Source organism: Streptomyces argenteolus, from assembly GCF_042902585.1.
GTDB classification, from domain to species: domain Bacteria; phylum Actinomycetota; class Actinomycetes; order Streptomycetales; family Streptomycetaceae; genus Streptomyces; species Streptomyces argenteolus.
On the sequence record NZ_JBIBEG010000020.1, the window covers coordinates 1 to 14,316 of the forward strand.

The 14,316-nt window shown below is 67.5% G+C and carries 12 protein-coding genes and 5 pseudogenes; 10 read left to right on the forward strand and 7 right to left on the reverse strand.

The window, feature by feature from the left end; genetic code table 11:
* Positions 1-287, reverse strand: a 287-nt coding sequence (locus ACFY8O_RS33890; protein WP_387909175.1) for an alpha/beta fold hydrolase, incomplete at its 3' end; no start/stop codon positions are given.
* A 272-nt stretch (positions 288-559) separates the two neighbouring features.
* Between ACFY8O_RS33890 and msrA the strand changes: the two are divergent.
* Positions 560-1,085 (forward strand): annotated as a pseudogene (gene msrA, locus ACFY8O_RS33895) (peptide-methionine (S)-S-oxide reductase MsrA).
* Between the two features lie 199 nt (positions 1,086-1,284).
* Positions 1,285-2,032, forward strand: a pseudogene (locus ACFY8O_RS33900) (transposase).
* On the opposite strand, the pseudogene ACFY8O_RS34485 reads toward ACFY8O_RS33900, so the two are convergent.
* Both ACFY8O_RS34485 and ACFY8O_RS34490 read right to left on the reverse strand, forming a co-directional pair.
* Positions 2,000-2,472: pseudogene (locus ACFY8O_RS34485) on the reverse strand (transposase); the annotation flags it as partial. The pseudogenes ACFY8O_RS33900 and ACFY8O_RS34485 sit on opposite strands and share 33 nt — an antisense overlap.
* Positions 2,473-2,767: 295 nt before the next feature.
* Positions 2,768-3,037, reverse strand: a complete 270-nt coding sequence (locus tag ACFY8O_RS34490) for a hypothetical protein (RefSeq protein ID WP_449341840.1) — start codon at positions 3,035-3,037, stop codon at positions 2,768-2,770.
* Positions 3,038-3,787: 750 nt separating this feature from the next.
* On the opposite strand from ACFY8O_RS34490, the gene ACFY8O_RS33915 reads away from it, so the two are divergent.
* The gene (locus ACFY8O_RS33915; protein WP_387909179.1) at positions 3,788-3,994 is read left to right on the forward strand and encodes a hypothetical protein; all 207 of its coding nucleotides are present in this window, start codon (positions 3,788-3,790) and stop codon (positions 3,992-3,994) included.
* Between the two features lie 160 nt (positions 3,995-4,154).
* Here ACFY8O_RS33915 and ACFY8O_RS33920 read toward each other — a convergent pair whose 3' ends face one another.
* The 3 genes and pseudogenes from ACFY8O_RS33920 to ACFY8O_RS34495 all read right to left on the reverse strand — a co-directional run.
* On the reverse strand, positions 4,155-4,649 hold the full coding sequence (locus ACFY8O_RS33920) for a hypothetical protein (protein WP_387909181.1): 495 nt from the start codon (positions 4,647-4,649) through the stop codon (positions 4,155-4,157).
* A 304-nt stretch (positions 4,650-4,953) separates the two neighbouring features.
* A complete protein-coding gene (locus ACFY8O_RS33925) occupies positions 4,954-5,496 on the reverse strand; it encodes a hypothetical protein (protein WP_387909183.1) in 543 nt (180 codons plus the stop codon).
* 345 nt (positions 5,497-5,841) lie between these two features.
* Positions 5,842-6,069 (reverse strand): annotated as a pseudogene (locus tag ACFY8O_RS34495) (IS110 family transposase); the annotation flags it as partial.
* 469 nt (positions 6,070-6,538) lie between these two features.
* On the opposite strand from ACFY8O_RS34495, the gene ACFY8O_RS33935 reads away from it, so the two are divergent.
* From ACFY8O_RS33935 to ACFY8O_RS33945, 3 genes are all read left to right on the forward strand, one after another.
* The gene (locus tag ACFY8O_RS33935) at positions 6,539-6,871 is read left to right on the forward strand and encodes a hypothetical protein (RefSeq protein WP_387909185.1); all 333 of its coding nucleotides are present in this window, start codon (positions 6,539-6,541) and stop codon (positions 6,869-6,871) included.
* Between the two features lie 39 nt (positions 6,872-6,910).
* Complete coding sequence (locus ACFY8O_RS33940; protein WP_387909187.1) at positions 6,911-7,102, forward strand: hypothetical protein; 192 nt, start codon at positions 6,911-6,913, stop codon at positions 7,100-7,102.
* A 361-nt stretch (positions 7,103-7,463) separates the two neighbouring features.
* Positions 7,464-8,006 (forward strand): hypothetical protein, encoded by a 543-nt coding sequence (locus ACFY8O_RS33945; RefSeq protein WP_387909189.1) that lies wholly within the window; start codon positions 7,464-7,466, stop codon positions 8,004-8,006.
* A gap of 504 nt (positions 8,007-8,510) precedes the next feature.
* On the opposite strand, the pseudogene ACFY8O_RS33950 reads toward ACFY8O_RS33945, so the two are convergent.
* A pseudogene (locus ACFY8O_RS33950) lies at positions 8,511-8,779 on the reverse strand (MFS transporter); the annotation flags it as partial.
* Between the two features lie 331 nt (positions 8,780-9,110).
* Here ACFY8O_RS33950 and ACFY8O_RS33955 point away from each other — a divergent pair.
* The 4 genes from ACFY8O_RS33955 (at position 9,111) to ACFY8O_RS33970 (ending at position 13,970) form a co-directional block, all read left to right on the forward strand.
* Positions 9,111-10,307 (forward strand): AAA family ATPase, encoded by a 1,197-nt coding sequence (locus tag ACFY8O_RS33955; protein WP_387909191.1) that lies wholly within the window; start codon positions 9,111-9,113, stop codon positions 10,305-10,307.
* An 18-nt stretch (positions 10,308-10,325) separates the two neighbouring features.
* On the forward strand, positions 10,326-11,948 hold the full coding sequence (locus tag ACFY8O_RS33960; protein ID WP_387909193.1) for a VWA domain-containing protein: 1,623 nt from the start codon (positions 10,326-10,328) through the stop codon (positions 11,946-11,948).
* A gap of 590 nt (positions 11,949-12,538) precedes the next feature.
* The gene (locus ACFY8O_RS33965) at positions 12,539-13,009 is read left to right on the forward strand and encodes a class I SAM-dependent methyltransferase (RefSeq protein ID WP_387909195.1); all 471 of its coding nucleotides are present in this window, start codon (positions 12,539-12,541) and stop codon (positions 13,007-13,009) included.
* 193 nt (positions 13,010-13,202) lie between these two features.
* Positions 13,203-13,970, forward strand: a complete 768-nt coding sequence (locus ACFY8O_RS33970; RefSeq protein ID WP_387909197.1) for a transposase — start codon at positions 13,203-13,205, stop codon at positions 13,968-13,970.
* Positions 13,971-14,316: the final 346 nt, after the last annotated feature.

The window sequence follows — 14,316 nt, forward strand, 5'->3', positions numbered from 1 at the left end:
ATCGAGTGGGCCACCAGAGTGACGTCCCGGAGGTCGAGCTGGGTGATGAGGTCGTTCAGGTCGTCGGCGAAGGTGTCGAAGTCGTAGCCGTCGTAGACGGGTGTGGAGCGGCCGTGGCCCCGGCGGTCGTGCGCGATACCCCGGTATCCGGCGTCCGCGACCGCCTTCAGCTGGTCCTGCCAGGCGTCGCCGTTGAGCGGCCAGCCGTGGATGAAGACCACGGGCCGTCCCTGGCCCCAGTCCTTGTAGAAGATGTCGACACCATCGCGCGTCGTGCACACCGGCATGAGTAGATTTCCTCTCACTGAGCGAAGGCCCTGGCTACCGAAAAACAGGCAGACCGACGAAGGGTGGAGCCCGCCTCACGATCTAGGCGACACGGCCCGATTTTTCTGGCGGCAGTCCAGGCCGAAGCCATTTCTACCCCTTGATCCATACTCCACATTCCGAGACTTCTCGCACGTTGGGCGCGCCTGCGCGATGCATCGCATATGCCCACAATGGCGGAGCGGCCTGTCACGACCGTGCCCACGCGAAGATTTTTTTCCCGAGGCGCTTCATGAGAGAGCAACGCGAAAAGACGATCCTGGCCAGCGGCTGCTTCTGGGGAATGCAGGACCTCTTCCGCAAGAATCCAGGAGCCGCGGCCACCTGCGTCGGCCACGCCGGAGGCAGCACGTCCCACCCGACCTACCACAGCCACAATGATCACGCCGAAGAGATCGAGATCACCTTCGACCAGGTCTCCTTACCGTGACCTGCTCGAACTCCTCTTCCAGATCCACGATCCCACCACACTCAACCGCCAAGGCAACGACATCGGCACCAGCTGCAGATCAGCGATCTACTACCTCAGCGAAAAGCAGCACAAGACCGCGCCGCGTACCATCGCGGACGTCGAGGCCAGCGGCCTGTGGCCCGGCAAGGTGGTCACCGAAGTGGAACCCGCAGGAGAGTTCTGAGCAGCGGAATCCGAGCACCAGGACTGTCTTGAGCGCTACCAGAACGGGCACACCTGCCACTTCCCCCGCCCCGACTGGAAACTGCCCGCTGCCGACCCGTCTGACCAATCACGACAGACGTAGCCACATTCCACGCCCGTCGCAGGCAGGACCAGTGATCTGGTCAGGGATGGTGACCCGCCGCCCGCAAACTACTGAGCGTTCTCAGAGTGGCCACCGGTCGGGTGACGGTGCGGTGTGGGATCGGGGTGCGCAACGGACAGGGCTCCCGTGCCATTGGGGGAGATGCTCGACGTCTCAACTCAGCAACGCAGGAGCCCTGTTGCTTCCATATCCTGTCGCACTCGACCTGACCTCACGCCTTGGTCGAGTGGGTCACTATGCTCATCGTCACCCGTAAAGGTGACCGCCGGTGCAAACCTCCCCCAAACCGGCGTGCGCTGATCGCACTCGTGTACCTGCGTCGCCACGACACCCTCGCCCGTATCGCCTCAGCTTTCGGGATATCGGTCGACACCGCTCACGCTTAGGTCACTGCGGTCACCGGGCTGCTCGCCGAGAGAGCATCGGGCCTGCTGAAAACGCTGCGCACCCACGATCCGGACTTCCCTCTCCTGGACGGCACGCACGCGGAGTGCGACCGCGTCGGAGACGGCAGGGCCGACTGATCCTCGAAGCACAAGCGGCACGGCGTGAACGTACAGGTCGTCACAGACCCCAGCGGGGAGATCCCGTGGCTGTCGCCGGCACTCCCGGGCCGGACCCACGATCTGACGGCAGCCCGCACCCACAAGATCCTTCGGATCTGCGAACGCCAGGGCGTCCCGATCCTGGCCGACATGGCCTACATCGGTGCCGACGACTGGGCCACCACCGCCAAGCACCGCCCGCCAGGCGGCGAACTCACCACCACCGAACAGACCGCGAACCGGGCCCTGTCCGCAGCCCGGGCACCCGTCGAACGGGGCATGGCACGACTGAAGTCCTGGCAGATCTTTCGCAGATCCCGCATCAACCCCAATCTCCTAATGGTGTTGTCAAGTCGCGGCAGTGACGGCGAGGTCGCTTAGGTGGCACTGTCCGTTACGGATGGGGGCCCACAAGAGGTTCACCCGCCGGTGGGCCAAGGCGACACGGCCTGGGTATGCCGTTTTCCTTCAGCGCGTTTACGTTCGTAGGACCGGCGCGACGCGTCGCAGGTGCGGATGCTGATGAGCGCGGAGGTGTAGAAGACGCGCTGCAGCCCTCGGTGGTAGCCCCTGGGCCGGTGAAGGTTGCCGCTGATGTTGCCGGAGTCCCGGGGAACCGGGGCGACTCCGGCAAAGCTGGCCAGGCGGTCGGCGGTGCCGTAGCGGCTCATGTCGCCGCCGGTGCCGGCGAGGAACTCAGCGCCCAGCAGGGGGCCGACGCCGGGCACGCTGGAGATCACTTCGGCGAGTTCGTGGGCGCGAAACCGGGCCGCGACGAGCTTGTCGATCTCAGGCATCTGCTCGTTGAGACTCATCACCTCTTAGGCCAGGGTGTGGGTCACCTGCGCGGTGATCTTCTCCCTGGGAACGGCAGTGTGCTGGCGCTCGGCCGCGTCGACGGCTGCCTCGGCCAGGGCTTCGGGGGGCGGACCTTGCGGTTAGGCAGTCAGGTCGCCAGCCGTTTCCCCTCGGTCCGGCGTAGGCCGGCGGGGGTCTGGTAGCTACTGAGCAGCATCAGCGACCCTGCGTTGCCACGGTAGAGGATTCGCTCCAAAACCGGCAATATTCCCGTGAATTGACCGCGAATGCGGTTGATCCGACGGGTGCGGTCGGCGTTCAGTCGCTCCGGCGGTTGGTGAGGACTCGCAACTCGATGGCGTGCTCGAGGGCGCCCGCCTGTATGGGGAAGCGGGCTGCGACGTCGTCCACGAGGGCGGCGAGCGTGTCGGCCTCGGCGAGCACGGCCGGGACAGGGTGCGGCAGGGAAGCGTCGCCCGCTTGCCGGGCGAGGCGGGCGGCGGCTGCTCCGACGGTGAGCGCGGTGATGGCCTCGGTCGGGAGGACCTCGTTGCGGGGGAGACCGACGCGTACCTGGACCCCTGGCACGACCGCTCCCAGACCGCCGTCGACACCCTCGCCGACGCCGACTGGTGCCCGGCGAGGCGGTAATCATGGGTGCCTCGTCGGTCGGCGGCCCGTGGTGGCCTCGGCCTCGGTGCCGGGCAGTCCTTGGGTGTTTGGTCGGGCGTAGAGGGGATCTGAGCGGAGGCTGCGGCCGCCGCGAGGGCCGCCGGTGACGCGGAGCTTGCCGGCGGCCAGGTGCTCGGCGCACATTGCCATGGCCACGGCATCGCCTCGGTCCGGGCAGCGGCCGAGGCGGGCGGCGACGTGCTCCTGCTGGAATGACCGGCCAGGCCGTACGGAAGGCCGGTGACTACCATCGCCCGCGCTCGAACTGGGAGCTGCACGTCGATGCGAATGACTTGGAGGGCGTCGAGCGGGACATGAACCGCCCCAGGCTGTGCCTCGACGCCGAGGCAGCGATATTTTCCAATTCTCGCCTGGTTAAGTGCGGACCTCGAATCGCACCGCAACGACGTTGGGTCGTCGAATGAGGAGTTAAGGTTGGGGCTTATGCGTTATTTGATACGTGCCGACCATGCATGTTACGTCGCCGTTGCGTCATCCTTGCGAGTGAATATTACACCGTAAGTGTGTCAAATTGGTGAGCTGAAGGGCTTATTCGGTTCACAGGGCCGGTCGAATGCAACGGGCGGCAACTGGAAGTACCGCGCTCCGCTGCCTCGGCCGTCCCTGCCTTTAGGGACGTGTGCGCCCCACAAAAAAGGAGACTTCGTGCGCAATCGAATCGCCACCATCACGGGAGTTCTCGCACTTGTGCTGGCGCTGCAGCTCGGCGGTGCCGCGGGCTCCCTCGCGCAGCCGAAGGGCCAGCCTGTAGCAGCCGTTTCTCCCACCGATATCGACACGCAGAGCATCGTGAGCGTCAGTGCGGCCGGACTCAGCGTGAGCAAATTGGTGAGCATCTCGCTCGACGACTGAAGCGGGAGGACTTGGACGGAGTTCTGGCGTCGCACGCTCGCGTCCTCCAAGCCGTGAACAGGGCTCCCGGCGGCAGAGTGAGGCTTCGGACGCCTCGCCCAACGCACGGGAGCCCTGTCTGCGAGGGCACCGATAACCACACCGGAAGGTCACTGCTTGGTCAGAGAATGCTCAGTGTCGCCGTTCCCGTGGCGCTGCTCACTCCCGTCGTCGCGCACGCGGTCAGGCTGAGCTGCGGGATCACGATCACTCGCACGACGTTGCTGCCCACTCCCAAGCCTGAGATGACGGATCCGGTGGAGGTGACGGTCGCGGTACCGTTCACCGCCCGAACCACGTTGACATCGCTGAACGCGACCGTGGAGGCGTTCTGATTGTTCCAGACGTAGGTGATGATCTCGAGCCCGGTGGGCGTGCCGCTCAGCAGGCAGTTCTGCGATCCCACCCTGGCGCTCGACGTGTTCCCGCTGGACACCGAGGTGGTCAGCGAGGTGCACGAGTAGCTCTCGGTAAAACTGGTACTGACGACCTGGGTCGTGTTGGTGAGCGGCGGGCTGTAGTTCTCTGTGGAACTGCCGAGACACGTGATGTCCGTTACCTGAGCCGATGCCGCCTGGGCCTGAGGCGCTATCCCGAGCCCGGCCAGCGTGAGCACGACGACGGCACCACACCTGCCGACGGCCTTTGGCCGACGTTTCCGTATCATTTGGACCTCCATGACGGGGATGTCGCTCCGCCCGAGAAGCGAAGCGTGAAATTTTCTCCAGGCGTCAGACCGTAAGAGCAGGACGGCACCATGCCTCGAAAAGCCACTGAGGCATTGCGGGTACGGCTGAGCCCGATTTTCCGATCAGGCACCATTCGCGGCTTTTCTCCGGGTTCGTAATGCATGCCTTTCGACCACAGGACGACCGCATCCGCGACTGGCGGAGCGCCCGCGCGCGGACGCCTTCCGGGCCCTAGACGGATGTGATTTCCAGGGCCACCAGGGAGTAGATGCTGGAGACGGAGCCCAGCCCCAGGGTGCAGAGGGTGATGTCGGTGGCTGGTCCTTCGTTGATCTGGACCACGCTGGAGCCGGCGAACAGGCCCGAGGTCACGTTGCCGGTGATGGTGACGGTGAGGGTGGCTCCGACGACGGTGGTGGTGGCGTTGCCCGACACGGTCGAGGTCTGACCGGTGTTCCAGGTGATGGTGAAGGTGACGGTCTGGCTGTCCAGCAGGTCGAGGCAGGTGCGGCTGGGGTAGGGGATCGACGCGCTGCGGGAGCCCGCCGTGATGTTCGGCTGACTGAGGGAGACGCAGGGGCCGTACTGAGTCGAGGCGTTGGTCGTCGACGGCTGGGCGGTCAGCGTCAGGGGCGGCGAGTAGGTGCTGGTCTGGGTGCCGGCGCAGGTGATGTCGAGGAGCCCGGCGGGGGTGGCGGCCGCGCCGGATGTCGCCAGCCCCATGATCATGAGGACGGCAGCCGTCAGGACGGCGATGCATCGGCGTATGTGCATGAGGACACTTCCTTCACGGACGGATCACGGACAGAACGGTCCGGTGGGCAGGACCTGCGTGGCGGGACACCCGACACCCCAGCGGGAAAGGACGCGTGACAAAGCCCTTGCCTCCGCGGTGCAACCAGCGTCGGCCCGCGGGAGAACCCTGTACATGACCCGTTCGGAGGGCTCGCACTCCCCCCCCGGGCCATGCGCACCCCGTGTGAAAAGTGCAGGCCGGTGCGTATGGCGTACGCACTTGGTGAAGGCAGGAGTGCGCAGACGGGGGGTGCCTGGATGTCGTTCGTCAATCCTGCGCTGCCGGTTTTGAGGGTGGTCTCGTTCATGCGGCGAGGGTGGCGGTGGGGGGCGGGGCTCGTAGAAGGTGCCGTCGCGGAGCATCGCGGGCAGGACGCTGATGCGCTGGCGGGCGAGGCGGAGGAGGGCTTGGGTGTGTGTCTTTCCGCGGGCTCGTTGTTTGTCGTAGTAGGCCCGGGAGGTGGGATCGGCGTTCATGCAGGCGAAGGCGGACAGGAACATGGCTCGCTTGAGCTGCCGGTTTCCGCCTCGTGGGGCGTGTTCGCCGTGGATCGGGCATGGGTGTCGTGCGCGCGCATCCACGTTATGCAGGCCTGCCGCCCGCGAACCGCTCGGCATTGCGCCGGGCCGGACGGTGGCCGGGCCTCTCATCAGCGTCTCCGACAACACCTCCCGGGCCCGGAGACACCACCCCCCAGGTCATGCCTTCGACAGGGGGCAACAGTCATGCCAGGCCCGGAGGCCAGCGGTCCCATTGCAGGACCGCGAAAAACATAACGGGGTGCACACCGGCAATGGGGGTGTGCGCATGCTCCGTTCGGGCTATGGGCCGAGTCGCGGACTCTGTGCATCCTGAGGAGTGGGCGGAGATGAGCACGGTGTCTCCGGCACCGACAATGCTCCGCCGGTCGGCTCGCCCGCCCGCTGCGGCGTCGAGCACGCGCGTCGGGGGTGGAAGCGCATCGGCCCCCGTCCGTCGCGACAACCGACCCGCCAGAACGGAAAACCGAGAGGCAGCAATATGGCACTGACGATCGTTCACCGCCGCTTACCGGCTCTCCTGGCCGGCGTTCTCCTGCTCTTCCTCGCCGCCGCACCGGTGAGCGCCTCGACCGACGTGCTCGACGCCACCTGCACGGGCAGCAACACCACGACCTACCATCCGGGCCTGACCAACACCCCCGCCGTGGTCACCGTGCAGGGCACCATCACCATGGACTGCGTCAGCACCGACCTCAACACGCCTTTGCTGCTGCGAGGCACCATCACCGGCGGGGGCACCGGAACCCTCAGCTGCGCCCTGCTGCAGTCCCCGACCTCCGGCTCGTCCACCATCAACTGGGCGACCGTGTAAGGCAACCCGTACGCGAACAGTTCCTACACCAACACGACCGTGCTCAGCCCAGGCACCTCGGGGACCACGGTCCTGACCCTCACCGGTGACATCACGAGCGGCCTGTACGACGGGGACGGCATCCTCATCGTCACCGTGTTCGCCAACGCCGACCTCGGCGCCTGCTCCAGCCCGACCGGACTCACCTCCCGTTCCGGCGTCGTCACCACCGAAATCACCAGCTTCGTGTGAGCGTGCAGGAGGAAATGGCCAGACATGCTGCTCCGGGGGCGGCGAGGCCACCGAGGGACTATACGAGAGCGCCACCGTCGTCCAGACCAAGATCCTGCCCTCCGCTGAATCCGGGCAACCCCTTCGACAACTGCCAGCACGTCTCAGTCAAGTTCAGCGCCGTCGAGTAGTACCCGGTGCGAAGCAGGGCAGCCCGGCACCGGCCGCACCCGGGGGCCTGGCCTTGCTGTACGCCGGGCACCCACCGCTTGCGAAATCCCGGCCACTTCGGCCGGTACGGGTCGGCGGCTGTGGTGGCGTCCTTGAAAGCGCTTGACAGTCCAGTGTTCATCGTCTTCATCCCCGTCCCGAAGGAGTTCTCATGCATCACACAGGCCGTGCCGCCGCTGCTGTACTTGTCGTCGGCGGTGGGATTTTCATGGCCCCGGCCGTGGCCGCCGCGCCTCCTGCTGACACCCGGTTGCTGACCCTGGTGTCTTGTCCCCTGGGAACCGAGGCGGCCTCGTTCCAGCCGGGGCTGACCTATACGCCTCAACAGACCAACCTGCACATCGAAGGGACGATAGGTCCCTGTCTGTCGGTGTCCAACCCGTCCATCACATCAGCCACGTTCGTCGTCAACGGGTCCGGTACCGCAAGCTGCACGAGCGCGGAGTTCGACTCCACACTGGTCGTCGATTGGGACAGCGGACCCAACAGCGTCATCGACTACAACCTCACCATCAACGCCAAGCCGAATGGCGAGTCGGTGTTCATCACCGTCGGCGAGGTGGTCGCCGGCCAGTTCGCCGGTGCCGCAGTGGTCCGCACGACGGCGGACGTCACCTTGGACGTCACGAAGTGCCTCACCGCCGAGGGTTTGGAGGAAGCTGCGGGCCCAGTGACCCTCACCCTCGTCGGCTGAATGCTCCGAGGCGGGCAGGGCTCCCCGTGGTCCGACAAAGCATCAGATGGTCGGGGTCCGCCTCCCTTCTGCTGGAGCGTCGGGCCCGCGGGCGGCTCGCCCCGACGCGTGGAGGCGTTCGGCGGAAGCACCACTTCTCACCTGGAGGGCGGGAACATGACGACGGCGAGCTACTCGGATTCGTTGCTTCGGGACGCCGCTTCGTGTGCTGGCCGGAAAGGGAGGCGCTTGTCCACCGCGGGCGGCGATGGTCGTACGCCCGGCTCCGGCGGGCGACGCTCGAACGAAAGGTGTATGCACGAGGAAGAGGACTCCTTGATCATGGGGGAACGTCAGTGGATGTGGGCACCGTTGCGGTGTGGTCGTGGAAGGGGAGGCACAGTTCGGCGAAGAACGCAGGGGCCTGCAGGGACAAGAGGTATCTCCGGTCGGGGTCGGACTGGTGTTACCGGCGTGGGCAGGGCCGGTCGGCTGGTGGTGCTCCAGCGCGGGACGCTGGGCGCGGGACTGCCCGAAGTGTTTGACCAAGATCACCGGGCCGGCCGCCTGGAGGAGCCCGGTGGCCAGGTTGGACACAGTCAGCTCGGCCACGAGCCAGCAGCGCGGGAAGGGAACGGATGGTGCGCCACCCGGTGAGCAGTCCGGTGCCCGGCTGCCCCTTCGGCGCACGGGCGGGGGCGACGGGCGCGGAGGGTGTGCGTAGGGCGAGCAGCGCGGAGCAGCAGCGAGAACGTGGTGATCACGGCGAGCATGGGTGGTTGCCCGGCGAGTGCCCATGGGGAGCGTGGGTGGCTTCCAGCCGGAACTGGTCTACGATCGCCTTCCGGTCTGCTTCCCCGGTCAACGGTCGGGCGCGCCCGGCGCCGAGCGCGGGGATACGGGGATCGGCCAGGAACCCAGGCTGCGACGCGGACTGGTCCCCGGTCGGAGTCTCTTCCGAGGCGGGGGCGAAAACCGACTTACGGAACTAGCCTTTGGGCTCGCGTTTTGTTCATTCCCCTTGTCGAGGACGTGCGAAATCGCGACTGCCCCGGTCGGCATAATGATGGCCGAGGACCGGCGGGCCCTTAACTCCGGCCCCGGGCAGGGTTCTCGAGCAGGGAGATGGCGATGGGCGCACAGGACACGGCGGAGAGACTGCGAGCGATCACCGGTGAACTGTCAGGGCTGTTCTACGAGCGGGACGACGTCATACGGACGCTGACGGTGGCGATGCTGGCCGGTCAGCACTCCCTCCTGCTCGGTCCTCCCGGCACCGCGAAGTCGGAGCTGGCGCGGGAGCTGACGGGTCGTATCGAGAGCGCGAACTACTGGGAGATCCTGCTCAGCAAGTTCACCGCGCCGACCCGCATGTTCGGTCCGATCGACGTGGGGGCGCTGAGCCGGGGCGAGTATCGGCAGATATTCGACGGCCGGGCGACGACTGCGCACATCGCGTTCATCGACGAGATCTTCAAGTGCTCCACGGCGGCTCTGAACGAGACCCTCGGGCTGCTCAACGAACGCATCTACCACCCCGAGAACGGCGGCGAGCCGATCCACTGCCCCCTGATCAGCGCGATCACCGCCTCCAACGAGCTCCCGACCGGGGAGGACAGCGCCGCGATCTACGACCGGCTGCTGGTGCGGCTGGAGGTGGGATACCTCGCCGACCCCTCAAACTTCGCGGGGCTGGTGCGCTCCGCCGTCACCGCCCCGGCCGCCCTCGCCCGCACGACCGTGGAGCTGGCCGAGCTGCGGCAGGCCGTGACCGAAGCCGTCCCGGCCGTGGGCGTTCCGGACACGATCGTGGACGCCGTGTGCACGCTGCGTGCCGCCCTGCGCCGCAAGGAGCTGATCTCCTCCGACCGCCGCTGGCGGCAGTCGGTCCGGCTGCTTCAGGCGAGCGCCTTCCTCGACGGCCGCGACAAGGTAGGCCAGAACGACCTCTCGGTGCTTACCCATGTGCTGTGGGACTCGCCCGCCGAACGCCCGGCCGTCGAACGTGAGGTTCTCCACTTGGTCAACCCCGACGCCAAGGAGGCGCTCGACCTGGCCGACGCCATCGAGGAGCTGGAGGCCCAACTCGACGCGAAGGCCGGGCAGTCCCGCGAGGCGCTGGGTGACTGGGCGATCAGGGAAGCGATCACCAAGCTCAACATGGCAGGAAAGAAGCTGGAGAGGCTGCGCAAGGAGGCCGAGACGGCCGGACGCTCTACGGCCGCCGTCGAACGCGTGATCATCCTTCAGCGGGCCGTCCATGCCCGTGTCCTGACCGAAGCGCTCGGGGTGGACGCGAGCATCGTGCAGACTCGGCTCTGAGCAGCGGGGGACACGACCATGGATGAGACACCCGGCGGAATCACGGATCTGACGGACCGCGCCGGCAAGTGGCTCGGGTCGGCCGCCGACGCCCGGCAGCCGAAGGCGAACACCGTGGTGGCCGCCGACCGGTTCGACACGATGGCCTGGCGCGACACCTACACCCAGGCCGCCGGGCTGCAGAGACTCGCGAGGGACCTGAACGAACGCTACGACCACACCGAGGACCTGCTCGCGGACGTGTTCCTGGCCGCCTACAAGGTCAGCCCTCAGGTGCGCGAGCGAGCCGAGACGGACCCTTCACGGCTGGTCAACCACTCAGTCGTCACGGCCATGACGGGCAGCCCCGAATTCGCCGAGCTGCACCGCGAGACATCCGGCGACCCCTATGCCGCCGCCATGGCCGTGCTCGCCCAGTCCGAGGCCCTGCGCCTGATGCTGGAACTGGCCAAGGACGCGGCGGACCAGGCCCAGCGGGCGAAGAACGCCCAGGAGAAGGCCGAGGACGCGGCGGCCGCCGTCACCGGGGCGCTCCAGCAGGCCGGCGGGGAGGCAGACGAGGACGGCACGGTGCCGGACCTCACGGCCGACGCACTGATTCGGGCCGTCGAGACGGCCGAGGCCGCCGACGCCGCAGCGCGGCAAGCGGCCCAGGAGGCCGGGCAGGCACTCGCCGCCGCGGCTCCCGGCATCCGCGCGGCCGCGCGGAGCGCCGCGGGCAAGGCCGCCGAGCAGTCCCGCGACGAGGCCGAGCTGATGCGCGCGTGGGGCGTCGGCCCGGGCGAACTGGAGCGGATGCCGTTCGACCGGCGTGCCAGGCTCGCCGAGCGGCTGCGCTCGGGCCGACTGGGGCGATTCGCGGACCTCATAGGCCGGTTCCGGCAGATGGCCGACGGGGAACGCGCCCGCAAAGTCGAGCAGGGCCAGGGCGAACTGGTCGGGATCACGCTGGGCGACGACCTCTCCCGGGTCATCCCCTCCGAGCTGGCCAACCTCGGCGTACCCGCCATGAGGAGCGTGTTCGCCGCGAGGTACGCCGAGTCGCGGCTGATGCTCTACGACAGCCGCGGGGAGCAGTCCACGGGGAAGGGCGCCATCATCGCGTGCGTCGACTGCTCGTACTCGATGCTGGAGTCCGGTCCCGGCGGGATCACGCGGGAGGCGTGGGCCAAGGCGTGCGCCCTGGCGCTGCTGGACCAGGCCCACCGGGCGCGGCGCGACTTCGTCGGAATCCTGTTCTCCTCGTCCGATTCCGTGAAGGTGTGCCGCTTCCCGGCCTCCCGGCCGGCCGGCATCGCCGACGTCCTCGACTTCGCCGAGCACTTCTTCGGGGGCGGTACGGAGTTCCGGACCCCGCTCGCGGCGGCCGTCAGGCTGCTGGACGAGGAGTTCAACTCGGACGGGCGCAGGCGTGGGGACATCGTGATGATCACCGACGGGGAGTGCGACGTCAGCGAGCAGTGGATGCGCAGTTGGAACGATGCCAAGCACACGCTGGGCTTCCGCTCCTTCGGCGTGGGCATCGGGGCCCCGCAGGCCGCCGGACCCGGCACGGTCCTGGACGCCTTGTGCGACAACCTCCGCAGTATCGAGGACCTCACCGATGTCCACGCCGCCGGCGACCTCTTCCGCGTCATCTGAGCCTTCTACCGGCGGCGGTGGCCTGCCCCCTGCCGTCGTCGGGTGAGGCGAATCCCGCGAGCTCCACGGGGGTGCGGGGACCGGGCGCGGACGCGTCCAGCAGGCCGTATGCGCGCAGCAAGTCGGGCGGTCGCGAACGTCGAGCTACGATGCAAAAATGCCCCTGCCCCCGGCAGCTCCAATGGGCGATTTCCAAGGATCGTCGCAACACGTGATCGCCGTTGTGTGATGGCAAGCAGTCTAGACAGCCGCTCCGCCGGACTGCCCGGCCGAGCGGCTGTCGGTCGTTCCAGGCCGGGCGCCCTGGCCAGCTCACATTTTGTCTCGGTTGTGGTTTCGCAGGCGGCCGAGGGGCTGATGGACTCGCGCCATGACGACTTTGCTGCCCGGCATCCTTCGAGGGCTTGAGCAGTTCCATGCCGCCCATCCCTGGGACCACAACGCCCATTGCCACCGGTGGATCCTGTGCCAGCTCGCCAGCTCGCCAGCTCGCCAGCTCGCCAGCTCGCCAGCCGCTTCAACAAGGCTTTGCGGACGTCGGATCAGGGAGCGGTGACCTCGCCAGACTCCTGGCCTCACGAGCCGGAGCGGTGCACGGTATCGACCTCGATCCCACGATCGTCGATCGCGCGCGGGAGCTCACAGACCCTGCCGCCCCGGTGAGCTTCACCGTCGGAGACGCACTGAAGGAGGGGCTGCCTGGCCCATACGACGTCATCACATGTGTCGCCACCATCCACCACATGCCGTTCAGCGACGCCCTCACCTGCTTCCGTCAGGAGCTGGCGCCTGGCGGAACGCTGGTCGTCGTCGGCGTATATCGCCCGCGGTCTCTGACCGATTACCTGATCGACGCCGTGGCCATTCCGGCGAACGTGGCCGGGGCCTGGATCAAGAACAAGGGCCGCAAGGTGCCGCGACCAGCCTCAATGACCGCCCCGACCCGACCGGCAGCTATGGCCTTTGCAGACATCGTTCGCGACGCCCACCAGGCGCTACCCGGTGCACGGCTGCAGCGACGACTGTTTTGGCGCTACACGCTGGTCTGGCACCGCCACTAGCTTGACTCTGTCGGGGATCTTGGAGTTTCCCGGTGCGGCAGCACGACCGACGGGCATGCTCGGATAGTTGGGCCGACCGATGCAGCTGTCGAGGTGCCCGGTGTCCCTTCGCCCCCGTTCCGGTGAGCACGTACCGTCTCTGAATGCCCGGATCGCGCGGGCGAGCAACCCGGGTGGTACGACGGCAATATGGATGCGCGATCGGCTGGATGGGCTGTGGTGCGACGAGGACTTCGCGGACTGGTTCCCGCGTGACGGGCGTCCGGGTCTCTCGCCTGCTCAACTGGCCACCGTCTGCGTGCTGCAGTTCCTGCTCGGTCTCTCGGACCGGCAGGCCGCTGAGGCGGTCCGCTGCCGCATCGACTTCAAGGACGCGATGGCCATGGAGCTGGACGACCCCGGCTTCCACCACAGCGTGCTGGCCGATTTCCGCGACCGTCTCGCCGAAGACGACCGCGCCGACCGCCTCCTCGACCTCGCGCTGGCCCGCCTCAAGGAGGCAGGACTGGTGCGCGAACGCACCACGCAGCGCACCGACTCCACCCACGTCCTGGCCCTGGTACGCGACCTGACCCGCCTGGAGCTGATCACCGAGGCGGTCCGCGCCGCACTGGAAGAAGTCGCCGGCACAACCCCTCACCTGTTGGACGAACTGGTCGACGAGGACTGGGGACGCCGCTACGGGCGGCCGGTCCGCCTGGGCAAGAACCCCACCAAGCCCAAGACCAGGATCCTTGCCACCGGAAACGATGCTGTCCAGCTCCTGGAACACCTCTACCAGCACGGAGCGGACCGCGCCTCCGGGCCCCGCGTCCAGGCCCTGCGCCAGATCATCGTGCAGAACTACCACTATGACACCGCAGGACACCTGCGCTGGCGCACCGCCGAGAAGGAAGGCGGGCCCGGGCTGCCGCCCTCGTCCCGGGCGGTCGTCTCCCCCTACGACACCTCGGCCCGCTAGGCACGCCATGGACACATCATCAGCTGGAAGGGGTTCTCCGCTCACCTGACCGAGACCTGTGCTCCCGACAGCCTCAACGTGATCACGGACGGGGCCACCACCCACGACAGCAAGGTCCTGCCCGGCATCCACACCCGCCTGGCCGGTCGCGGACTGCTGCCCGCCGAGCACTTGGTCGACGCTGGCTACACGTCCCTGCCCCACCTGGAACAAGCCGCCCGGGAACACCAGGTCACCGTCTCCAGGCCGCTGAACAGCAATCCCACCCGCCAGCACCGTCGGAACGAGGGCTTCGCCCGGGACGACTTCCGCATCGACTACGACCGCCAGCAGGTCACTTGCCCCC